The organism is Thiomonas sp. (assembly GCF_054608695.1).
This window is the reverse complement of sequence record NZ_JBTRXV010000075.1, coordinates 1-21,774: the sequence shown is the minus strand read 5'-3', so window position 1 is coordinate 21,774 and position 21,774 is coordinate 1. Positions and strand designations below refer to the sequence as shown.

Here is a 21,774-nt window from a genome sequence, read left to right as displayed (position 1 = left end):
ACGACCACGAAGCGCTGATTATCACCCGCAACGGACAGCAGTCCGTGGTGATGCTCTCACTCGAAGACTACAAGGCGCTGGAAGAGACCGCCTATCTTCTGCGCACGCCCGCGAACGCGAAGCGCCTTCTTGCAGCGGCCACCCAACTGAACGCTGGCAAGGGCGTTGAGCGGAAACTGGCTAAGTGAAACTGGTTTTCGCAGATGAAGCATGGGAAGACTATCTGTATTGGCAGAAGCAGGACAGGAAGATGGTGGAGCGGATCAACAAGCTGATTCGCGAAATCCAGCGAGAGCCATTTAGCGGCGTGGGCAAGCCCGAGCCACTGAAACACGCTCTCTCAGGATTTTGGTCACGCCGGATCACGGATGAGCACCGCATGGTGTACCGGGTTGAAGGCGACCAACTCCAAATAGCCCAATTGCGTTTCCACTACTGAGGGCTCAGCCTAGGCAGGCGAACCCTTTTATGCAACCGCAACCGCCACCTCCCGCATCACCGCCGCCGCCTGCGTTGCCGCGTCCCAGGTATGGCGCGCCGCCCATGGGATCATTCCTCACCCATGGCCCTCTCGAATTTGCTGATATCGTCCCGGAAGGCTTTTAACAGAGCGAGCGCGTCTTCCGTTAATGCAAGGATTCGCTGCCGGTCCAGCACGCTTCCGTAGATATTGCGCTCTCGATGCCGGAATGCCCTGAATATATGGAGCGCATTGGCTGTGTCGTGGGAGAGCACCGCCGGACGGTCTTCGGTGGCGATCTCCATCTGGTCGATCAGGTCTTTGTGCCAGCTATCCCCTTTTGGGCTGAATTCGTCCACATTGGCGGCGATCCTTTGCAGGCATTTCTCCATTCCGCCGTAGAGTTTCTCGATGGTGGAGGCCATGGCGATATAGACAATTTGATCCAGTTGTGGGTGGACGGCGGGCAGATCTTTATGGAGCGCGTCTTGCGCCGAGAGCAGGTAGTTGGACTCCCGCACGACGTCATTCAGTTCCTTGTCGAGGAGAATGAACAGGGGATGCCTACTGATCACTCCACCGCACCTCGTCGGCGTATACCACGTCAAACGGAATGTCTTGCAGCACATCCTCCACTACGCTCTCCAGCGTATATCTCTGCGAGGGGTCCGCCAAGCGCTCAATGAGGAAATCCACATCCGAGTGCGCCTGGAAGCGGCCTTCCGCCAACGAGCCGATGATCTGCACCTTGATGCCCATATTTTGTAATCTATCGACAGCAGTCGCGGCCCTCAGCAGGGCAGTTGCACGGCGCTGCTCGGCATGTTTCCGCAGAATGCGTTCGAGCCTGGTCATAGCCTCTCTCTTCTCCATGGGTTACCTCCCCGGCCCTAGCGGTCTTTTCCGCAATCGTCTGCACATCGTTACGCCGTGACACCGGCAAGCAACGCTTTGATCAATTTAGCCATTATGGGTTCAGTCTAGGCAGGCGAACCATTGTATGCAACCGCCACCACCGCTCTAACGCCCCACCACTTCCCGCATCACCCCCAACACCTGCGTCGCCGCCGCCTCCCAGGTATAGAGCGCCGCCCGCGCCGGGCCTGCCGCCGCCAGCCGGGCCCGCAGCGCATCGTCCTCCGCCAGACGCCGCATCCCCGCGGTGATGGACCCCACATCCAGCGGGTCGCAATAGAGCGCCGCATCGCCGCAGACCTCCGGCATGGCCGTAACATTGCTGACCAGCACCGGACAACCCGCGGTCATGGCCTCCACGAGCGGCAGGCCGAAGCCCTCGTACAGCGATGGATATACCAGGGCCAAGGCACGGCGGTACACGGCGGGCAACAGTTCGTCGCGCAGATAACCCAACATCCGCACCTCGCCGCGCTCGATCATGGGCGCCAATAAGGGGGCCAAAGCGCTCTGCTGCCAGCCCATCTGTCCGACCAGGACCAGGGGATGCCGCTGCCGGATCGGTTCCGGCAACGCGGCATAGGCCGGCAGCAAGGCCGCCAGGTTCTTGCGCGGCTCCAGGGTGGCCAGGAAGAGAAAGTACGGCCGCCCATCTCCCGTGAGCAGGGCATTGAGCGCGGTCTCCACCTCGGCGCGGGGGGATACGGCCAAACGGGGGTCGATGCCCGGATAGACGACGTGCAATTTCCCCGCCGCTTCCGGGAAATGGGACAATACTTCCTGTTCCGTGAATCGCGAGTCCACGATTACCGCGCAGGACCGGGCGATGGCGGGGCGAAGCTGCCGCGCCATGAAAGCGACCCGCTTCGGCGGGTGCATTTCCGGATAGCGGAGATGGGAAAGGTCATGGATGACCAGGGCCGTAGCCGCCCGGGCGGGGGGCAGGATGAAATTGGGGCCGAAAACCACATCGGGCCGCCATTGCCGGGACAGCCGGGCGAGCTGCCAGCGCTGCAACTGGAATTGGGCCAGCCGGCCCATGGGAATCCGCTGCCGCCAGCGCGGCTTCTGGCGGGTGAGCAGGCCCACCGGACGGGGCGGGCTATCGGCAACCCCCTGGGCGGTGAAGTAGCGGACCTCCACACCCGGAGCCGACGCCAGGTACTGCGCCATGGCGGCGGCGTAATGGCCGATGCCGGCCCGCGTACCGCGCAGGGTGCTGGCCTCGATGGCAATGCGCAGAGGCTCTTGCCGGGGACGCTGGGCGGAGCACCGAAGGGGCGACAGTAGAGCCGCCGGGGGAGGCTGATGCCGCAGGGCAGTGGCCATGGCCAGGATGTTGCGCCATTTGCCCATAGCAGCCCTGCGGGCGATACGCGCCGTCATGCCGATAGCCATGGCGACGCGGGGGAAGGGGGCATGGCGCTGCATGAAGCAGTCTACCGATGTGGTCACATAGTAATCCTTGAGCGGATGGGTGCGGCCCAGGCTGGATGAGGTACGATGCCAGATCAGCGATTGCTCCGCCACGGCGAGCTTCCAACCCGACCGCCGCAACCGGAAGCACAAATCCGTGTCTTCCCAGTACATGAAAAAAGTGTCTTCATCAAAGAGACCACCCTGGGCTAGGGCCGCACTCCGCAACAACAGGCTACACCCCGTAAGATAGTGCAGCCGTTCCGCATCAACCGAGCGGCGATGATGATGGGTAACACCCAAGCGAAGGTGTACCTGTCCGCCGCCCCAGGTCTGGATACGTTCCGGACGCTCCAAGTCATAAATCACCGAACCCACGGCCCCCACTTCCGGGTCGCTTTCCATCGCGTCGATCAACAAGCGCAGGACATCGGGGTGGGAAATGGCATCGGTATTCAGCAGCCAGACATAATCCGCCCGCCGTTCCAGGGCATGGCGGATACCAACGTTGCTCCCGCCGCCAAAGCCTAGATTACTTCCTGTCTCAAGTATCGTTACCGGCAATTCCAGAGGGACTGTGGCCGCCCGGATACGGGCAACGCTGTCATCCGTAGAACCGTTGTCTATGACGACGATATGGGGTTGCACACCGCGCAAGTGTCGTAATGACCGCAAGCAGCGGATAGTATCGGTGGCGTTGTTCCAGTTGAGGAGGACGGCATAAACCGCCATGCCGTTATTCATTTCATCCCTTCGGCAACGGTGGATCGCATCAGCGGGGACGGAATACCCAGGCGCGGGATGCGGAAAAATTGAAGACAAGACCCGCCAAAAAGACTGCGGCTACCACCAACTCTGGTTCATTCGAGAACAACGCCATAGCCAGAACAACATACACGCCGTTATTATTAATCCGGCCCTTAAATATCCAACATGGCATATCGCGCTGCCGGGCGGTGGAAGTAGCGGGCGATTTGTCCGGCATCTGCCTTGGGTCGTTCATAAAGGCCGTGGCCTTCTCCAGGAGACTAGCTTTGTCCGTGCTAACCGGACCACTGCGTAGAGCGGTTTTGAAGCCCCGGTTGAGGTATTCATCGGGGTTGGATTCCGGCGCATAAGGAGGCAGAAGCACGAGCTCGATCCGATCCTGCTTGTCCGCCAACCAGGCGGTGACGATCCTGGCATGATGAACCCGGAGATTGTCCACGACGAGAAAGATTTTTTGCGATGCACCGTCGATGAGCCTGCCGAGAAAGTCGATGGAGTGCTCGGCGTGAATGCCGCTTTCATGATCTGGAAGGCGATCTCTCCCTTGGGCGAGATGGCGGAGATCATAAAGAGACTGGTCCAGCGGGCCGGAATTTCCAGCACCGGGGTTTGCCCTCGGGGCGCGTAGCCGATTGTTTGCGCAGACGCAATACCATCTGCCGCAGCAGGTTCCTCCCTTCTACCGTCAGTCTGCGCACGTCGATCCGTTCCATGCAAGGCATGATAACACATTATTATCGGATATTTAAGGGCCTTATTAATAACAGCGTCTCGCTGAGATCGTGCCCATAGAACACATTGTCACCGAGGACCAGTGCAGAAGGTGCGCCGGCCAGGAAATCCTCGGTAATAATCAGCGCCTGCGCCAAACCCTCGGGGGTGGAGATGACCAGCATCTCGCTGATACCCGCCAACATCAGGGTGGCCAGCGGACAATAGATCAGCGGTTTGTCATAAACCGGCATGAGCTGCTTGCTGACCTCCTGAGTGAGCGGACACAGGCGCGTGCCGGAACCATCGGCGAGAAGTACGCCCTTGCGAAAATGCGCCATGATAATTCCTTAGCCTCACACCGCTGGCAACCGGTATCACCGGAGACGAAAGACTAAAGCCCGAGATGCTGTAAAGTTGAAGACAAGGCCAGCCAGAGAACCCGCCGCAACCGCCAGAACAGGTTCTTTTGAGAACAACGCTATGGTCAAAACCAAAAGCGCATACACACCGTTATTGACCACCGCGCCAACAGAGTTGGCCGCCACATAATGCAGCCACTCCCGTAGCCAGTAGGGGCTGGCGCGGTGGGCGAAGGTGAACCGCCGATTCAATAGCCAAGTCACGGTCACCGCCACAGTGAAGGCGACAGCTTGCGCTGTGATGGGATCTACACCTACTCTGGTAAATATCCATACAATGCTGGCGTCCACAAGGAATCCGGCCACACCGGCAAGAGAAAAAAGGACAAGCTCGGTTTTAGGAGATCGCATAACTAACTGGCCGACTCATCGGTGCTACTAGCCGCATGGCTTTCTCGTTCCAGAGACGTTTGATAAGCACTATATTGCAGATAGGTGAGCATCTTTGCCTCTCGACGTCCACGAGTGACCGTGTCGAGGATAAACCCGGTCGTAATACTCAAAAATGCCACCAGCATAATTCCCATAGCCAAAACCGTAGTTGGAAGGCGCATTACCAAACCCGTTTGGAGGAACTGGAGCACCACTGGAATACCCAGTGCCAGGGAGATCAACACCAATACCAGCCCAATCCATGAAAAAAACTGCAATGGCCTTTCATGCTTGAACAAAATGCTAATCAACCAGAGAATACGTAGTCCATCCCGATAGGTATGCAGCTTACTTTCTGACCCTTCGGGCCGACCACGGTAGCTCCCTTCCACATGCGCCACGGGCATGGGGATAACTCCAGAGCGTGGACGGTGAGCTCCGTCTCGATGTCGAAGCCTCCAGATAGCGCCGGAAAGGATTTGACAAAGCGGCGTGACAACACCTTGTAGCCGGACAGCATATCCTGGACGCGATTCCCGAAGATATACCGAACCATCTCGGTCAGCATCCGGTTACCGAAGCGGTGGCCCGTGCGGTAGGCCTCCTGTTCCGTCTCACGACGGATACAGTTCACCAGATCACAGGGGTCTTCCATGGCCAGACGCAACATCTGCGGCGCGATTTCGGCATCATAAGTATCGTCACCATCCACCAGAATATAGAAATCGGCCTCTATGTCCCGGAACATCCGCCTCACCACATTGCCCTTTCCTTGCATGTCTTCACAACGAACAATAGCACCAGCTTCGGCAGCTTTGACTGCAGTGTCATCCTGAGAGTTGTTGTCATAGACATAGATAGTTACTTCCGGCAAGGCGCGACGAAAATCCTTAACCACTTTGGCGATGGTAAGCGACTCATTGTAACAGGGAATCAGGATCGCGATTTCTGGCGCGCGGCCTGCTCGCCACGCTAACTTCTGCTCTTCATTCCTCATGATGTTTCGTTCCCTATTTTCTGATTCTGAAATCGCGATCGAAAAAATGTTCGGTAACTTTGCCAAAGCAACCCGACTAGCCCAAGAAAAAAAGCCATCCATGCATAATCAACATAAGGAGGCGCGAATTGAAAGTGGACCTCGTTCCTTCCTACTCCCAAAGGAATGGTCTGGAATATTTCTTCATGGGCAGAGACTGCCACACTCGAACCGTTTACGGTAGCAGACCAACCTGGCATATAGAGCTCCCGGCGTAGTAGCGTAGAAGGAGTGCTGCACTGAGCCATTACAGCGTTTCGCGTTTCCTTGGAGAGCGAACAGTTTCCATGCAGCATAGTGTAATAGGGGGCCGGATGAGGCAGTTCCCATATATCCAGCAATGCGTCAGAATACACCTTGCGGAGTCCCTGCAAAGCCAAAGCGCTATCGGCTGTCTCTAAGGACAATTGAAGGGCCTTGCCGGGCAAAGGTCCCTTTGGTCCAATGACTGCCTGTTTATCATCCAGCGCCTGCGGCCAAAGCCAGAGCGCCTCAGGCTTGGTGCTGTCTATGTGAGTGAATGAGATCGTAAGGGCTTCCCCGGCCTTCACCTGCAGAGGCCTTTTGAGGGGGATACTGAACGAACTATTATCACTGGATTGAGAAAGCGGTCTGCCCCCAATCACGCAGTCATTGGTACCCGTACACGCTTTCACCGTCAGGTTACCATTTGCGGTGTTTCCATAGTTTCCCTGAAAGACGCTCACCGCGATTACAGGAGCGTTGTTTTTCATGTTTGTAGGCATATTAATTTTGACTGTTACTGTCGCATAATTGCCTAGCGCAAGCGGATTATTCCCGCTACTATTGGTCGGAAATGATATGCTCGGAAGAAGTGATTGCCCTTTATTGGTGATCACATAAAGAACGCCAAGCTCCTCGTAATTTTTTACAAACCGGAGGAACTCCTGAACTCCGACATCAGTTCCGTAAGCTGGAGCCCAAAAGACTACCTCTGAGTACTTCGGCAACAGGGTAAATATTTTATTATTTAAGAAGTTGGTAAAATTTGATGCGATTGGCAAGTAATTATAGTTTATGCTAGCGACTCGGAAATATGCGCCATAATTAGGTTGAATTGGACCTAAGCTATAAATACGCGAAAGACCCAGGTGTGTGCGCAAATAATGGATCGCAGGTTTGTCCACCTGCCCAGGATGAACGCCAGACAACTCAGGTACCATGAATAATACAGCACTACCTAGAACCACCATAACGGCCAGAGCCCAGCGCCTTCGTTCCCCCTTCCAACAAAACCAGATCAGTAGGACAAGCGAGAGGCCCATGACCGCCCAGAGGGTGGCCACTCCTATCAGCATCCCCATCTTTTCGATTTGCCCCGCCGGCCAGCCCCATGATGCACGCCAAGGCCAGGCTATGGATGCTGCCAAAGCCAAAGCCCCCAGCGTCCACGCCAGCGGCCAGCGGAGCCTCGGCAAGCCCTGACGTAGATCATTCAGCGCCATGGCGGCGAGGATGCTCAGTGCCATCTCCCAGCTAGGCGGAGCATACCGGTAGAACGCGGCATCCTGCATAAGGGGGATGTGGTTCATGATCTCCATCGCTGGGGTAAATCCGAAACTTTTAGCCCAAGCGAGAATTACCCAGCCGAGCAGTAGCCAGCGCAGGCCCCGTTCCCCACCACTTGCCATGGCTCCCATACAGGCAAAGAATACTAGGAGAATCTCGGCATAACCGCCCACATTCTCCCACACATCGCCGAGCACCTTGCTCCCCGCCGTGTGAAATATCGGGCCATACACATAGGGTAGATAAAGATTGGAAAGTGCTTGAATGGGTAAAAATGCTTCACCAAAAACATGTGACGCAAGGCTGTTGGTGGTCAAAAAATAGTCAAAAAATGCCACCAGCAAAGGCGCCGCGAACAGCAACCCTATCAGGCCTCCATACATCACCCGTCCGGCGAAACGCCAGCGCCGCTGCTCCCCGAAGAAGCGGTAAAGCGCCCATGCCAGCGCCAACAGACCATTGATATAAGCCGCCTCGGGGAATCCAGCGAACAGGGAACCGGAGATGGCTAGACCAATCCACAGAATGGCCGACGCGCCGTTCTCTTTGCGTGCCCGCTCTATTCCGTAAAGCAGTAACGGCAGAAATGGGATCGTATTAATAACAGCTATGGGCCCAGGTAGCCATGCGAATGTTCCATTTAGAGCGTAAAGAGCCCCACCGGTTAGTGCGGCCAAGCGCCCCAGATTCAGTTCCCGAAGCAGAGCGAATGTGGCAAATCCTGCAAGGATTTGCATACTAATCTTGAGCCACAACACACCATTATGGAGCAGCAACAAAAGGGCAAATGGCAGAAAGAATGCATTGGGCTGCATTTCACCAGCCAACGGCAACCCAATACCAGAGAAAGGATTCCACCATGGTAGTGTACCATGCAGCCAATCTTCGGCGGCTAGGTGGCCTAATGCCTGGCTTGTAATCCCGACGTTGGGATCAATATAGGGCAAACCGGGTAGTAGGCCACTATATGTTCCAAATGTAATGCCAGAAGCAAACCAAATCGGATTGGTACTCAACCCAAAAATAAGCAATGGCAACTCAACCAAAAAAGGGAGCAGGATAAGAAAAATAATCGGAAGCCACGAATGACGATCAAGCCACTCTGGGGCTGCGACTTTGCCTTGTACTTCCTGAGCTTTTTCATCGTCGGCCGGCCGAAACTGCCCCGCATTCCAAAGACTCATAAACCGTTCTCCATCACATGCAGTTCAAACTGGAGCGCGCGATCCTCATGTCCCGGTATCTGAGCCCCCAGCGTTCATTCAGGCGATAGGTCCATAACGCCACCGGATGCGTGGCGCCTTCCAGCCGAAGTTGGAAAACAAGCGATCCTGCCCCTGCAAAGGCATCTCACCTTGGGTAAACGCCATCGTCAGCATGACATTCTCCTGCGATCCGATCAATTTGGGCGTGGGCGTGTGCGCTATGCCCGTCGTTGTCTTGCAGGCGTAGAACCAAAGCCCCATTGGATGCTCCCCCATTGTTGCCTATCAGTATCGAGATCCCGCTTAGTTAGTATTCCGCGAAGCCATTGGGGTACGGGGAAACTGCCCATATGGTGAATGCGTTGTGCAAGAGCGCCTTCACCCGCAAAGACCGCACTAGCCTGGCGGCATACCTGATTTCAGCGGGTATGCGCTATACGTACATCAAGAAAGGTCACCACGCACTTGCTTCGCTTAACTTAACCTTGTCTTGAACTCCTCCACCGTGAGAATGCGCGAAGCGCTCGCGTCCCGTAGGCGCTGACTTCCGCCTGACGGGCCACCATGCGCTTGTCTCGCCTAAACCGACACCAGTTCCCGCATCACCCCCAACACCTGCGCCGCCGCGTCCTCCCAAGTATAGCGCGCCGCCCGCGCCTGGCCCGCCGCCGCCAGTCGGGTACGTAGCGAATCATCCTCCACCAAACGCCGCATCCCCTTGGTGATGGACCCCACATCCAGCGGATCGCAATAGAGCGCCGCATCGCCGCAGACCTCCGGCATGGCGGTCACGTTGCTCACCAGCACCGGGCAACCCGTGGCCATGGCCTCGATGGGCGGCAGACCAAAGCCTTCGTAGAGGGAAGGGTAGACCAGCGCCAGCGCGCGGCGATAGAGGGCCGGCAGCAGTTCATCGCGCAGATAACCCAGCATCCGCACCTCGCCGCGCTCCACCATCCCCGCCAGAACTGCGGCAAAATTACTCTCCTGCCAGCCCATCTGCCCCACCAGCACCAGCGGGTGCGCCCCACGGATGGTGCCCGGCAAAGCCGTATAGGCCGCCAGTAAACCCGCCAGATTCTTGCGCGGCTCCAGCGTGGACAAAAAGAGAAAAAAGCGCCGCCCATCCCCCCCCAGCACCCCATCCAGGGCCGTCTCCACCTCCGCAGCCGGAGCCACGGCAAAACGCCCGCTGATACCGGGATACACCACATGCGTCCGCCCCGCCGCCTCCGGGAAATGATGCAACAATTCCGCTTCTGTAAAGCGCGAATCCGTCAGCACCGCCCGTGCCCGAGCCAGCGCCGGTCGCAAGTGGTGGTTCAAAAAGGCCACGCGGGCAGGCGGGTGTACCTCCGGATAGCGGATATGGGAGAGATCGTGCACCACCAGGACAGACGGCGCCTTGGCAGGCGGCAGGACAAAGTTGGGCCCCAGGATGAGATCCGGCCGCCAACGTCTTTCCAGATGCGCCAGTTGCCGCCCCTGCAAAGCCCACTGCAGCTCCCGACCCATGGGAATGCGCTTACGCCAACGGAGCAACCGGGGAATGCGCAAACCCGCCGGCCGTGGCGGCTCCAGCGCCCAGGAACGCGCCGTAAAGTAGGCCAGAGTCGCCCCCCCATCGGCCACCAGTTGCTGACAAAGCGCAGCGCTATAATGCCCAATCCCCGCCAGCCGCCCCGATAGCGTATTGGCATCCACGGCCACGCGCAGCGGCCCAGGGCCCGGCGGTCCCGCGTCCATGACCGGGGACAGCGAAAGGTCGCAAGGCCCATCCCCCAGCGCGGAAACGATCGCCCGCACATTGCGCCACTTACCCCACAGGAACCGCCGCACAATGCGCCCCAACGCACCCAGGGCCATCGCCAGGCGCGGCCAGGGGGCGTAGCGCCGCAAAAACCGGCGGGAGGAGGCCGTGACATAATAATCCTTAAGGGGATTCGCGTGCCCCAGGCTGGAAGACCGCTGATGCCAGATCATGGCGTCGCCCGCCACCGCCAGCTTCCAGCCCTGATCGCGCAGGCGAAAGCACAGGTCCGCATCCTCCCAATACATAAAAAAGGTATCGTCATCAAAGAGACCAACGCGCTCCAGCGCCTCGCGGCGCAAGAGGATGCTGGCCGCCGTCAGGTAATCGAGGCGCCGCGCCGCCACCGGCCAACGACGATGCCGCGCCACTCCCACCCACCACCAAACCCGCCCCCCACCCCAGGTCTGCACCCGCTCCGGCCGCTCCATGTCATAAATCACCGAGCCCACCGCCGCGACGTCCCGATCCCCCTCCATCACCCGCAACATCGCCTGCAGGGCATCGGGATGGGGCACCGCGTCATTATTGAGCAGCCACACGAACTCCGCCCCCCGCTCCAGGGCCAGGCGCATCCCCCAATTGCAACCGCCCCCAAAGCCCAGATTCCGCCCCGTCTCCACCAGATCCACCGCAAGGCCCCAGCGTGCGATGCCCGAGCGCAGCCGTTCCAGGTCCGCCGGCTTCGATCCATTGTCCACCACTATCACCCGCGCCTGCTCCCCACGCAGACCCGCCACCGCCCGCAGGCAACGGAGGGTGTCGGCGGCGCTGTTCCAGTTGAGCAGGATGATGTACCCCGCAGCCTGATCCAAGCCGTCCCTATCAGTCATGTAAAAGCCTCACGAAGCCATGGAGCACGCAGACATCTGATCGCCTGGCGGGATAGCGCCGCTTCACCACCAACCTAGCCTGCGGCTATGGTTGGAGCACTGCGACGCAATCTGGTGGCAAGCCCCGGCAACGAGACCGCCTCCACGCCATGAGGAAGCGGAAAATGTTCGTTGCCGGGATACACCACAAAACGGCGAGACACCCCGATGTCCTCGCACCCTGTATAAAAACCCCGTTCCGGACGCGGCGCCATGCTACGTTTGACCTCTACAGCCCATTGCTGACCATTGGGCAGACCCAATAACAGATCAATCTCCGCACCCCCACTGGTCCGGTAATAGTATGCTTGCGTGCCTTCCGGTGCGCTGTCTATCAGGTTCTCGATCGCAAAACCTTCCCAGCTCGCGCCTACCACGGGATGCGCAAACAGCGATTCCATGTCCGGGATGCCCAACAGCGCATGCAGCATACCGCTGTCCCGCCAATACAGGCGTGGCGCCTTGACCAGTCGCTTTCCCACATTGGCGTGCCAGGACGGGACCCTGCGGGCGAGCAACAAGTCGACCAGCAGATCGATATATCCACCTGCGGTTTTGGCATCTACGCCGATGTTGCGGGCGAGTTCGGCCACATTCAGCGGCGCGCCCTGGCGATGCGCCAACATGGTCCAGAACCTGCGCAATGTCTCGGCAGGGATCCTTGGCCCGAATTGCGGGACGTCCCGTTCCAGGTAGGTCCGAATGAAATCCCGCCGCCAGCGCAGGCTCAATGAGTCACTGGCTGCCAGCAGGCTTTCAGGAAACCCTCCCCGCAGCCACAGACGCTCTGTGGAAGCCCCGGTGGGCTCGATAACGGATAATGGGGACATCTCCAAAAAACGCAGGCGCCCGGCGAGCGACTCTCCGGATTGCTGCAACAGGTCCAGAGACGCCGAGCCCAGTAACAGGTATAGCCCTACCCGACGGTGGGATCTTCTCGCCCGATCGATCAGTCCGCGCAATGCGCGGAAAAGACCCGGCAAGCGATGCACCTCATCCAGAATGACCAAGTGATCCAGGTGCATGGACAGATAGGCTTCCGGCTCCTGGAGTTTTGCCCGATCCTGTTCCGATTCAAGATCGAGGTACAATCCTCCCAATTGTTCCGCAAGATCCAGCGCAAGCGTCGTCTTGCCCACCTGCCGCGGACCCAGCAGGCATACCGCAGGCGATTCGGCAAGAGCCTGCCGCAGCGGTTCCAGAAGCGATCGTTTAATCATCCTTGCAATTGTGGAGTTTCATTCCGTGATATGCAAGTTTATAAAAAAGCCCAGATTCTCCCCCGTCTCCAGCACTTCGACAGCAAGACCCCAGCGCGCAATACCCACCTGCAACCGCAAACAATCAGCCTCTGCCGAGCTGTTGTCCACCACCATCACCCGCGCCTGCGCCCCACGCAAAAGGGCCAGCGCCCGCAGACAACGGAGGGTGTCTGCGGCGCTGTTCCAGTTGAGGACGACGACAGCAATCACCGCTCAGACAACTCCGTGGCCAATGGTGATCCTCCACCCCTCATCCGCCACTCCCACCGCCAAGCATGGGTGATTATAGTCTCCAGATCGGCAAATCGAGGCCGCCAGCCCAACTCCTGACGAGCCGCAGCACTATCGGCCACCAGCCGCGCCGGGTCGCCCGGGCGGCGCGGCATCACCCGCAACGGGATCTCACGACCCGTCACGCGCCGTGCGGTGTCAATGACCTCCCTGACCGAAAAACCCGCGCCATTGCCCAGGTTCCACGCCCGGCCGGGCCGCCCGGAACGCAGGTAGTCCATGGCGCGCGCGTGCGCATCGCAGAGGTCTGTCACGTGGACATAATCCCGAATGCAGGTGCCATCCGGCGTATCATAATCATCCCCAAAGACCTGCACCTCCGGCCGGCGCCCCGAGGCCACCTGTAAAATGATGGGAATCAGGTGCGTTTCTGGATCATGCCACTCTCCCAAATCCCCTTCTGGATCTGCCCCAGCCGCGTTGAAGTAGCGCAAGGCCGCCCATTGCAAACCATAAGCCTGCTCATAATCCGCGAGCATTTCCTCCACCATCCGCTTGCTACGTCCATAGGGGTTGATGGGCAGCAAAGGATGGGTCTCATCCATAGGGATATAAACGGGTTCGCCAAATATTGCCGCTGTCGATGCAAACACCAACCGCTCCACCCCGTGCGCGCGCATGGCATCCAACAGGTTCAGCGTGTGCAGCACATTATTGCGATAGTAAGCGGCTGGCCGCCGCAGGGACTCGCCCACCTGGCTATAGGCACCGAAATGCATCACCGCAGCAAAGGGCCGTTGACCCAGCAAACGGTCCAGTAAGGCTGAATCCCCCAGATCCCCTTCCACCATCTCGCCAAAACGCGCCGCCTCCCGGTGCCCGGTACTGAGATCATCCAGCACCACCACCTCATGGCCGTCCTGGGCCAGACGCTTGACCATGTGCGAACCAATATATCCCGCCCCGCCCACCACCAGAATCCGCATGGTCTCCACCCTCAAAAACAGCCATTCCCATCATCACCTGAAACCCCGTACCTTGCCAGCACCGGGCCATCCCAGCAAGCCCCGGAACCATTCCACCCTCCTACAGTCCAATCCCGCGCCACACAGATTATTTGACGCCCGCCCCCCCCTTCCCCACAATAACGCCCAAACGATGGAGGATAAATGCAAGCGGACCAACCCCCTTTTCTGCCCACGGCGCAGCCCCCGGCCATTCATGTCCTGGCCGCACCGCGGCAGGGTGCCGCCCCGCTGGTGATAGATAGCCACGGCTACCATTACCTGGTCACCGGCAACACCCTGCTCTCCGATCAGCGCATCCACCAGATCCTCGCGCAGGCCGCCAACCCCCAGGCAGCCGTGGGCACGCTCTCGGCGGCTTACCGCAAGGAAGGTTACTTTCTGGTGGCCGTCAAGGCTGCTGTGGAGGGGAAAAGTATCCACATCATGGTCGTTCAGGGCCAGCTCACGGAAAAGAATATCGCCTCCGGCCTGGGCTGGTTCTACACCGGGCTGAATGGCGAAGGCCTCACCGAATCCACCATCATCCGCCGCAATATCCTTGCTGACGCCTACAGCACGCGCAATGGCCAGCAGCTCCAGGTGGGCTTTGCTCCGGCGGAAAATCCGGGCGGCTCCACCCTGAACGTGCAGCAAACCCCCTTGCCAGGCTACCAGTGGCTCGGTGGCAACCTGCTCTTTGGCAACTATGGCAGCCGCTACACCAGCAACTACCTCGCTGGCGGCAGCGCCTACATCCGCCCCGGCGCGGGTTTGGAGATTGACGGCAGCTATACCAACGGCATCCCCAGCCTCAGCCAGGACAGTGTCGGCAGCACCTACTACCAAGGCTCCGTCGGCATCAATTCCATCACCCCCTGGGGCACCTACGGCTTCACCAGCCAGTGGACCCATTACCGGCTTGGCCAAACCGCCCCCTATTACTTCACCGGCAACATCGTCAGCTACGCGCTGAATGGCAGCCAGCTCCTCTACGCCGACACCAACAGCCGATTCAGTGTCAATGAAGGCTACACCATCGTCAGCAACAAAATCACCGTCCTGCAGGGCCTGTACACCCTCACCAAACAGGACTATGACTACTACACTCTAGGCGCCGCCTACAGCCGCATCGTGCGCCCCTTCGGCATGGCTGGCAGCGCGACACTAGGATTCAATTACAACCAGGGCGTTTCCGGCTTTCACGGCACCTTCATCAACGCCCCCGGCGCCCCAACACCCCAGTTCCGCTATCTCACCTTCAACATGAACTACACCCAGAGCCTGCCCCTGGGCATGAGCGCCCAACTCAGCAGCAACGGCCAATGGGCCTTTGCCACCCTGCCCCAGAACCAGCAATGGGTGGTGGGCGGCTTTGGCAGCGTATCGGCCTACTATCCGGGCATTCTCGTGGGTGACAGCGGTTATTCGGCGCGGCTGGCCCTGCAAAGCCCAGCCGTGCAACGCTACGGCATCAGCGCCACCGGGTCGCTCTTTTTCGAGACGGCCGGCGTGACCAGCTATTACCTTTCGCCCCACCAGGCCCCCTGGCAAAATCTTTCGGACGTGGGCGTGGGCTTGAACCTCAGCACCCGCTGGGGTACTACCATCTCCGTCGTGAGTGCCTTACCGGTAGGACACAGTATCTATCCTGCCAGCAGTCTCACAAGCCTGAATAAGAACCGCATCGACGCCTATTTCATCCTGCAACAAAGCTTTTAGAGGAAGACCATGCGCCTGGCCCCCATTCTACTCGCCCTCTCCCTGCTCCCCGGTACCGCTCTGGCAGTCAACCTGGCCACCGTCAATGGCCAGATCATCACCGAGGCCCAGCTTATCACCGCCAACCCGGCCGCCAAAGGCAACCCGGCCGTAGCCAAGGAAACCCTGCAAACCCTCATCAACCGCGCGCTTCTCCTGCAAGAGGCCAAAAAAGAAGGCATCGAGCGGAGCGCAGGGTTCCAGCAAACTCTGTCCAACGAGAAAGACAACCTCCTCATCAATGAGGCCTTGGCCCATTATCTCGCCCAACACCCAGTCAGCGAGAAGGAAACCCACGCCCGCTATGAGGACCTGGTCAAAACCGCGCCCAAGCATCAATTCCGACTGCGCGAAATCATCGTGCCCAGCTATGCCGATGCGGAGAAAATCATTACCGATCTCAAAAAAGGCCGGAACTTCTCCATTCTGGCCGCCGACCACTCCCAAGGGCCCAACCCCACCCTGGGTGGAGAACTAGGCTGGCTGGCCGACAACCAGATCCCGGCCCCTATTCTCGCCCGGATCCGCAAGATCAAGCCCGGCGAGGTCACCGGCCCCATCCCGGTACCCGAAGGCTTCGCCATTGTGCAGGTGCTCGGCGAACGACCCGCCAGCGTCCTCCCCCTCAGCGCCGTCTCCACGCAACTGGAAGCGGAACTGCGCAATCAGAAAACCGCCGAATATCTGCAAAAACTCCGTTCCCAGGCTAAAATAACGTTAGAGGCTACCGCCGGCACATCATCAGAGGCAAAAAAACCATGAAGGCTGCCAAACCCTATCTCATCATTACCGCCCTGCTCGGACTGGCGGGCTGCGCCGCCGGGCCACAGGTACAGGTGAGCGCCCTCAGCAGCACCCACTACGCCCCCACCTCGCTAGTGGAAACCCTCAGCAAAGCCCCCGATCGCCCCTACACCGCCATCGCCAAAATCCACGCCGAAGCCCCATCCGGCACCCCGTCTGCCCAGGTCATCGCCATCATCGAAAAGCGCGCCGCCGCCTTGGGCGCCGATGCCGTCATTCTCCACAACGAAAGCCGCAGCACGCCCGCCCAGGTCCAGTTCAACCCCTCCGGCGGCAACTATCAGAACCTCCCCCCACAGATCACGCCCATCTATAGTGGAGAGGCCATTCGGTGGTCGTCCGATGCCAAATAGAGACGGACTGTTTCAGTCGAAACACTAGGTCAATTATAGTGAACCAGAGCGATCAACACGCTCAAACATAGAGTGATTATCATGACTAACGATGCATTTTCCCGCCTCAGCTCTGCGGCATTTCAAGTACCGCTTCATCAAAGTTCCATCACCGCCTGGCAAGGGCATATCCCTTTCGCACTCTGGTGCATGGAACAATGGCGTCCCAAGATCTTTGTGGAATTGGGGACACACCTTGGTGATTCCTATTTTGCTTTTTGCCAAAGCGTTAAGGAACACGCCACCGGCAGCCAGTGCTTTGCGGTCGACACCTGGCAGGGGGATGCCCACACCGGGCCATATGGTAGCGAGACTTATGAGCACGTCATAGTCCATAATCAACAGCATTACGAGGAGTTTTCACATCTGCTGCGGATGACTTTCGACGAGGCGCTTGGCCAATTCGCCGATAACAGCGTGGATCTTTTACACATCGACGGATTGCACACCTATGACGCAGTGCGCCATGATTTTGAAACTTGGCTACCCAAAATGAGCGAGCGGGGCGTCGTGCTTTTCCATGATAGCAATGTCTATGAGAAGGATTTTGGCGTCTGGCGCTTCGTGCGCGAGCTCGAGACGCGTTTTCCACACTTCCATTTCTTCCATAGCCATGGCCTGTCGATATTCACCGTAGGCGAGAAAGCACCAGAGACCGCCCGCTGGATTGCTGGGCTATCACCCAGCGAAGGGGATGATTGGCGTCTGATATTCTCCCGCCTTGGCGACTGCGTCGTCCAGCGCGCGCAAACCTATTTTCAGCAAATGCAATTCCAGCACGAACTGCAGCGGCGGGACGAAACCATCCGTGAATTGAGCCAAAAATAGAAACCGAGCATGACCACCCTCGTTTCTGAAGAAAGGGCTCGGCAGTGTTCTCGCCGCGTCTTGCTGATACTTGGCATGCATCGCAGCGGATCGTCCCTCCTGGGTAGCATCTGCGCCTCTCTCGGCATCAACATGGGTAGCCGCCTGATTCCGCCGGACCAGCATAATCCCGCCGGCTATTGGGAGGATGCAGACCTCGTAGCCATTCAGGAAAATCTGTTGGAGGCACTGCAGCAAGCCTGGCATGGGCCACGGGGTCCTGACCCCTTTCCTAGCCGCTGGTGGCTCAGTGAAAGCGCCCGCCCTTATCGGGAGGCACTGGACGGGCTTCTGGGCGCGGTCGTTGCGAACCGTGGGGACCGTAGCTTCAAGGATCCACGCACTTCCCGGTTTTTGCCCTTGTGGCGCGATCTGCTGCCAAAACATCGGCTGGAGCCATGCTTTTTGCTGGCCGTGCGAGACCCCCGCGAGGTGGTTGTCTCCCTCATGCGCCGCAACGGCATGGACCTGCGCCACGCCCTGCGGATCTGGATTCGCTACAATCTCGATGCCATCCGCGACAGCGAAGGATCTATTCATTTTGTCGTCGATTATGCGCGTTGGTTCACCGAAGGGGACGCCCAGCTCAGCGCTTTGGCCGAAGTCCTCTCCATCCCCCTGGGTGAGGAAGAGCGGCGGCGCATCCTGAGCGAACGCATCCGCCCCGACTTGCGCCGTTCCACGGCGCCGATTGATCTGCCGCCTTGGGCTGGGGCCATTTATGACGAACTGCGGGCGCTGGCGAGCCGTCCCTTGCAACCGGCCGACTTTGGCCCGGTCTTGCAGGTGCTGGAATACTGGGACACGCTGCTCCGCCACGGAGGGGAGGCGCATGGCCGGTCGGGAAGGGCCCCCATCGCCATTGCCACACCCGATATCCAGGGTCCAACGTGCGACTCGGACATCGCCATCGCTTACCGCCAACTCGCGCGCTTCCTGGCGGCAGAAGGGCATCCGGTCACTGTCCTTGCTCTTTCGCCCCACCTGGATGAAGCGGGCGAATTCGGCGCGTGGCAGCGGCTTTATGCCGAGGAGGGCGTTGCCCTCCTGGCCTTGCCGATGGAAGGCGATGTCCTCCTCAGCCCCTGGCACATCGCCCGCTCCTGGCTGGCCTATCGCTTCCTGAGCCGCCGCCGGTTCCCGCTGGTGCATATACCCAATCAGAGCGGCTGCGCTTATTACAGTCTGCTTGCGCAGCGTCAGGGCATCGCTTTCCCCGACACCCGCTTTTGTCTGGACATCCATTCCCCCACGGCATGGGAGCTTGCCGCCGATGGGCGTTTCCCGGATGCGGATGTGCTCGAATGCATCCATATGGAAACGCAAAGCCTTGCGCTCGCAGATCACGCCGTCTCACCCAGCGCGTACATGCTCGGGTGGCTACGGCAAAATGTCCCCACCTTGCCGGCCCAACTGGACATGATCCCCAAGCTGACCGCGCTACCCGATACGGCACCCCTTGCGCGGGAACCCGTTCCGCCCTTGCAGGAGATCGTCTTCTTCGGGCGTTTGGATACCCGCCACGGGCTAGCGCTTTTTATCGCCGCCATGGAGACACTCAAGGGGCGTATCCCAGCCAGCCTACAGATCACCTTTCTGGGAGAAAACGGCCTGGTGGGCGAAGAGGACGGCTTCAGTACCGTGCGGCGCCGAACCCTTGACTGGCCCTGGGGAGTTCAGATCCTGGGCCAATACGATCATGCCACCGCCCTCGCCTATCTCCAACGCCGTCCCTGTATTGCGGTCATTCCGGCGCTGCAGGACCACAGCCCCTACGCGGTACAAGCATGTCTGCGTCTGGGCATATCCTGCATCCCCTCCCATGTTGGCGGCATCCCCGAACTGGTCCACCCGGAGGACCGCGAGCGGCTCTTCCCGCCGACCGTCACCGCGCTGGCGGAATCTGTCCTCCAGGCCGTTGTCGACGATACGTCCACCCGCCCCTCGCCGCTGCTTCCTCTGCGCCCTGCGTTTACCGAAGAGCAAGCGACCCAATCCTGGCACCAACTGTACCAAGCCATCCTGGCCGCGCCGCCCTCCCCTGCGCCGGTTGAGCCGGACGAGTGGCCGCTGGTCAGTGTCTGTCTCGTCCATCACGAACGTCCGCACTTGCTTGCCCAGGCCGTCGCCTCCCTGGAGGCCGTGGATTACCCGAACATGGAAGTGCTCCTGGTGGACGATGGCAGCGGCGATCCGGCCAGCCATGCCCTCCTGAACCGTTTGGAAAGATCCTTTACGCAACGGGGCTGGCGGATCATCCGCCAGGAAAACCGCTATCTCGGAGCCGCCCGCAATGCCGCCGTGCGGATGGCACGCGGTGAATGGCTCCTGTTCATGGATGACGACAATCTTGCCAAACCTCAGGAGATCCGCACCCTGATGCGGGTGGCACGCAGCACCGATGCCCGCATCGTCACTACCGCCATGGACATCTTCACGGGCCCGCTTCCCCCGGTCTTTTGGCAAAGACCCCAACAAACCTGGGTTCCCCTGGCCGGCCCCTGCGTGGCCGGCGTCCAGCGCAACGTCTTCGGTGACGCCAACGCCCTCGTTCACCGGGATACCTTTCTTTCCCTGGGCGGTTTTACGGAAGACCGTGTCGGCCATGAAGACTGGGAGTTTTTTGGCCGGGCCTGTCTTGCCGGCATAGCCATGCTTGCCGTGCCGGAACCGCTTTTCCGGTATCGCTTGAGTACCGGCGGCATGCTGGGCACCGGGGACAGCTATCGAGATCACCGGCGCTCGCTGCGCCCCTACATCGAAGCCCAACCAGCCGCCCTAGCCGACCTGCCCGTCCTTGCCCATGGGCAGAGCATCTGGCGGCGGGATCTGGCGGAGGCACGCGAGCGGCGGCGATTTTCCAGCGAGATTTATTGGGGGGAGGACGCCGAATTCAGCGAGACGCGCAACACGCGGGACACCTTCCTCCTGGATCACCACTTTCTGATCCATCTCACTCTGCCGCCAGCCACCGTTCACGACTATCGCTATCTGCGCTGGGACCCCACTGACCGCCCGGCGCGACTCCTGCTCCATGCCTGCCTGCTGCGCGTGGACGGGGAAATCCTGTGGCGCTGGGACGGCCACAACGTGGCGGCACAGGCAGAGATCGCCGTGGACCATGATCACGAAGACATCAGTCTGTACTGCCTGGGCAGCGACCCTCACCTCGTCTTCACGCTCCCGGACACGATCGCTCTTCGGCTCGCAGAAAACGGTGGGCTCTTTGAAGCGGAGGTTCGCACTCACCATCTCAACTGGCGGGAACACGAATATCTCGCCGCTGTCCGACGTCGGCAACAGGAAACGGAGAACAGGGCCCGCATCGCCAGGCTGACCGCAGAACTAGAGGGAAACAGGGCCCATATCGCCGCGCTGACCGCAGCATTAGAGGGAAACAGGGCCCATATCGCCGCGCTGACCGCAGCATTAGAGGGAAACAAGGCCCATATCGCCGCGCTGACAGAAGAATTAGCCGCACTCCGCGCCTCCCGCTCCTGGCGTCTCACCGCCCCCCTGCGGCACCTCGCGGACCTGGCGCGACGCCTGCGGCAACGGCACTGATCCCTCCGCATCCAGGCCAACCATCTCACCGGCAAGATCCGCGAAAAATCTCTCTGCTGGCGAAATCCAGAGCGCCATGGAACGATTGCACGCTGGCGCCGCCGTCTCTTTCATCCTGCGTATCCCAAAGCGGCCATAAAAAAGAGGGGCCTTTCGGCCCCCTCTGGAATATACCGTTACTATCCTGATTACCGGCCCTGGAAGTCTCCGGCAGGCAGCAACTGGGTGCTGATGACCCCCGGCGAGTTGCTGTTGATCACCGCATCGTAGAAGTACTTGTTGCTCGGGTTGGTCGCCGCGTAAGCGCCGGCGAAGCCCGTGCTGGCCGGGAAGTTCACCCAACTGTTGGTGTTGGTCAGCACGGTATTGATG

At 59.5% G+C, this 21,774-nt stretch carries 21 protein-coding genes and 1 pseudogene; 8 read left to right on the top strand and 14 right to left on the bottom strand.

Annotated elements, in window-relative coordinates:
* Together ACYCUK_RS18480 and ACYCUK_RS18475 are read left to right on the top strand one after the other, a co-directional pair.
* Positions 1–188 (top strand): type II toxin-antitoxin system Phd/YefM family antitoxin (locus ACYCUK_RS18480; protein WP_461596136.1); only part of this gene is annotated, 188 nt, incomplete at its 5' end.
* Positions 185–439: a Txe/YoeB family addiction module toxin gene (locus tag ACYCUK_RS18475; protein WP_461596135.1), complete on the top strand. Its 255-nt coding sequence runs from the start codon at positions 185–187 to the stop codon at positions 437–439. The genes ACYCUK_RS18480 and ACYCUK_RS18475, both read left to right, overlap by 4 nt.
* 110 nt (positions 440–549) lie before the next feature.
* On the opposite strand, the gene ACYCUK_RS18470 is transcribed toward ACYCUK_RS18475, so the two are convergent.
* The 4 genes from ACYCUK_RS18470 to ACYCUK_RS18455 form a co-directional block, all read right to left on the bottom strand.
* Entirely contained in the window at positions 550–1,035 is a 486-nt protein-coding gene (locus ACYCUK_RS18470) for a ribonuclease toxin HepT-like protein (RefSeq protein WP_461596134.1), read from the bottom strand.
* Positions 1,025–1,333 carry a nucleotidyltransferase domain-containing protein gene (locus tag ACYCUK_RS18465; RefSeq protein ID WP_123102926.1) on the bottom strand — a complete coding sequence of 103 codons (309 nt, stop codon included), beginning with the start codon at positions 1,331–1,333 and terminating at the stop codon, positions 1,025–1,027. The genes ACYCUK_RS18470 and ACYCUK_RS18465 overlap by 11 nt, the downstream gene beginning before the upstream one ends.
* A 147-nt stretch (positions 1,334–1,480) precedes the next feature.
* Positions 1,481–3,535, bottom strand: a complete 2,055-nt coding sequence (locus ACYCUK_RS18460; RefSeq protein ID WP_461596133.1) for a glycosyltransferase — start codon at positions 3,533–3,535, stop codon at positions 1,481–1,483.
* A gap of 28 nt (positions 3,536–3,563) precedes the next feature.
* Positions 3,564–4,052, bottom strand: coding sequence for a transposase (locus ACYCUK_RS18455; protein WP_461596137.1), 489 nt, complete (start codon positions 4,050–4,052; stop codon positions 3,564–3,566).
* Between ACYCUK_RS18455 and ACYCUK_RS18450 the strand changes: the two genes are divergently transcribed.
* Positions 3,975–4,187: a hypothetical protein gene (locus ACYCUK_RS18450; protein WP_461596132.1), complete on the top strand. Its 213-nt coding sequence runs from the start codon at positions 3,975–3,977 to the stop codon at positions 4,185–4,187. The two genes, ACYCUK_RS18455 and ACYCUK_RS18450, sit on opposite strands and share 78 nt — an antisense overlap.
* Positions 4,188–4,323: 136 nt before the next feature.
* On the opposite strand, the pseudogene ACYCUK_RS18445 reads toward ACYCUK_RS18450, so the two are convergent.
* The 9 genes and pseudogenes from ACYCUK_RS18445 to galE all read right to left on the bottom strand — a co-directional run.
* Positions 4,324–4,611, bottom strand: a pseudogene (locus ACYCUK_RS18445) (sugar phosphate nucleotidyltransferase); the annotation flags it as partial.
* Between the two features lie 36 nt (positions 4,612–4,647).
* Positions 4,648–5,043 carry a GtrA family protein gene (locus ACYCUK_RS18440; protein ID WP_461596131.1) on the bottom strand — a complete coding sequence of 132 codons (396 nt, stop codon included), beginning with the start codon at positions 5,041–5,043 and terminating at the stop codon, positions 4,648–4,650.
* Between the two features lie 2 nt (positions 5,044–5,045).
* Complete coding sequence (locus ACYCUK_RS18435) at positions 5,046–5,363, bottom strand: hypothetical protein (RefSeq protein WP_461596130.1); 318 nt, start codon at positions 5,361–5,363, stop codon at positions 5,046–5,048.
* 8 nt (positions 5,364–5,371) lie between these two features.
* On the bottom strand, positions 5,372–6,061 hold the full coding sequence (locus tag ACYCUK_RS18430; RefSeq protein WP_461596129.1) for a glycosyltransferase family 2 protein: 690 nt from the start codon (positions 6,059–6,061) through the stop codon (positions 5,372–5,374).
* Positions 6,058–8,814: a hypothetical protein gene (locus tag ACYCUK_RS18425; RefSeq protein ID WP_461596128.1), complete on the bottom strand. Its 2,757-nt coding sequence runs from the start codon at positions 8,812–8,814 to the stop codon at positions 6,058–6,060. The genes ACYCUK_RS18430 and ACYCUK_RS18425 overlap by 4 nt, the downstream gene beginning before the upstream one ends.
* 600 nt (positions 8,815–9,414) lie before the next feature.
* A complete protein-coding gene (locus ACYCUK_RS18420; protein ID WP_461596127.1) occupies positions 9,415–11,478 on the bottom strand; it encodes a glycosyltransferase in 2,064 nt (687 codons plus the stop codon).
* Between the two features lie 74 nt (positions 11,479–11,552).
* Positions 11,553–12,737 (bottom strand): ATP-binding protein, encoded by a 1,185-nt coding sequence (locus tag ACYCUK_RS18415; protein ID WP_461596126.1) that lies wholly within the window; start codon positions 12,735–12,737, stop codon positions 11,553–11,555.
* Between the two features lie 18 nt (positions 12,738–12,755).
* Positions 12,756–12,989 (bottom strand): glycosyltransferase family 2 protein, encoded by a 234-nt coding sequence (locus ACYCUK_RS18410; RefSeq protein ID WP_461596125.1) that lies wholly within the window; start codon positions 12,987–12,989, stop codon positions 12,756–12,758.
* Entirely contained in the window at positions 12,986–13,996 is a 1,011-nt protein-coding gene (galE, locus tag ACYCUK_RS18405) for a UDP-glucose 4-epimerase GalE (protein ID WP_461596124.1), read from the bottom strand. The genes ACYCUK_RS18410 and galE overlap by 4 nt, the downstream gene beginning before the upstream one ends.
* Before the next feature lie 183 nt (positions 13,997–14,179).
* Between galE and ACYCUK_RS18400 the strand changes: the two genes are divergently transcribed.
* The 5 genes from ACYCUK_RS18400 (at position 14,180) to ACYCUK_RS18380 (ending at position 21,402) form a co-directional block, all read left to right on the top strand.
* Positions 14,180–15,736 carry a ShlB/FhaC/HecB family hemolysin secretion/activation protein gene (locus ACYCUK_RS18400; protein ID WP_461596123.1) on the top strand — a complete coding sequence of 519 codons (1,557 nt, stop codon included), beginning with the start codon at positions 14,180–14,182 and terminating at the stop codon, positions 15,734–15,736.
* A 9-nt stretch (positions 15,737–15,745) separates the two neighbouring features.
* Positions 15,746–16,537, top strand: a complete 792-nt coding sequence (locus ACYCUK_RS18395) for a peptidyl-prolyl cis-trans isomerase (protein WP_461596122.1) — start codon at positions 15,746–15,748, stop codon at positions 16,535–16,537.
* A complete protein-coding gene (locus ACYCUK_RS18390; protein WP_461596121.1) occupies positions 16,534–16,932 on the top strand; it encodes a hypothetical protein in 399 nt (132 codons plus the stop codon). Before ACYCUK_RS18395 ends, ACYCUK_RS18390 begins: the two co-directional genes overlap by 4 nt.
* An 81-nt stretch (positions 16,933–17,013) precedes the next feature.
* On the top strand, positions 17,014–17,799 hold the full coding sequence (locus ACYCUK_RS18385; protein WP_461596120.1) for a class I SAM-dependent methyltransferase: 786 nt from the start codon (positions 17,014–17,016) through the stop codon (positions 17,797–17,799).
* A gap of 9 nt (positions 17,800–17,808) precedes the next feature.
* Complete coding sequence (locus tag ACYCUK_RS18380) at positions 17,809–21,402, top strand: glycosyltransferase (protein WP_461596119.1); 3,594 nt, start codon at positions 17,809–17,811, stop codon at positions 21,400–21,402.
* 188 nt (positions 21,403–21,590) lie between these two features.
* On the opposite strand, the gene ACYCUK_RS18375 is transcribed toward ACYCUK_RS18380, so the two are convergent.
* Positions 21,591–21,774, bottom strand: a 184-nt coding sequence (locus ACYCUK_RS18375) for a hypothetical protein (protein WP_461596118.1), incomplete at its 5' end; no start/stop codon positions are given.

What these genes read in the sequence shown, in the direction of transcription:
- ACYCUK_RS18430 (WP_461596129.1), bottom strand. Translation starts at nt 6,061, where the DNA reads ATGAGGAATGAAGAGCAGAAGTTAGCGTGGCGAGCAGGCCGCGCGCCA.
- ACYCUK_RS18390 (WP_461596121.1), top strand. Translation starts at nt 16,534, where the DNA reads ATGAAGGCTGCCAAACCCTATCTCATCATTACCGCCCTGCTCGGACTG.
- ACYCUK_RS18385 (WP_461596120.1), top strand. Translation starts at nt 17,014, where the DNA reads ATGACTAACGATGCATTTTCCCGCCTCAGCTCTGCGGCATTTCAAGTA.
- ACYCUK_RS18465 (WP_123102926.1), bottom strand. Translation starts at nt 1,333, where the DNA reads ATGGAGAAGAGAGAGGCTATGACCAGGCTCGAACGCATTCTGCGGAAA.
- ACYCUK_RS18450 (WP_461596132.1), top strand. Translation starts at nt 3,975, where the DNA reads ATGATGAACCCGGAGATTGTCCACGACGAGAAAGATTTTTTGCGATGC.
- ACYCUK_RS18440 (WP_461596131.1), bottom strand. Translation starts at nt 5,043, where the DNA reads ATGCGATCTCCTAAAACCGAGCTTGTCCTTTTTTCTCTTGCCGGTGTG.
- ACYCUK_RS18395 (WP_461596122.1), top strand. Translation starts at nt 15,746, where the DNA reads ATGCGCCTGGCCCCCATTCTACTCGCCCTCTCCCTGCTCCCCGGTACC.
- galE (WP_461596124.1), bottom strand. Translation starts at nt 13,996, where the DNA reads ATGCGGATTCTGGTGGTGGGCGGGGCGGGATATATTGGTTCGCACATG.
- ACYCUK_RS18380 (WP_461596119.1), top strand. Translation starts at nt 17,809, where the DNA reads ATGACCACCCTCGTTTCTGAAGAAAGGGCTCGGCAGTGTTCTCGCCGC.
- ACYCUK_RS18425 (WP_461596128.1), bottom strand. Translation starts at nt 8,814, where the DNA reads ATGAGTCTTTGGAATGCGGGGCAGTTTCGGCCGGCCGACGATGAAAAA.
- ACYCUK_RS18420 (WP_461596127.1), bottom strand. Translation starts at nt 11,478, where the DNA reads ATGACTGATAGGGACGGCTTGGATCAGGCTGCGGGGTACATCATCCTG.
- ACYCUK_RS18400 (WP_461596123.1), top strand. Translation starts at nt 14,180, where the DNA reads ATGCAAGCGGACCAACCCCCTTTTCTGCCCACGGCGCAGCCCCCGGCC.
- ACYCUK_RS18460 (WP_461596133.1), bottom strand. Translation starts at nt 3,535, where the DNA reads ATGAATAACGGCATGGCGGTTTATGCCGTCCTCCTCAACTGGAACAAC.
- ACYCUK_RS18415 (WP_461596126.1), bottom strand. Translation starts at nt 12,737, where the DNA reads ATGATTAAACGATCGCTTCTGGAACCGCTGCGGCAGGCTCTTGCCGAA.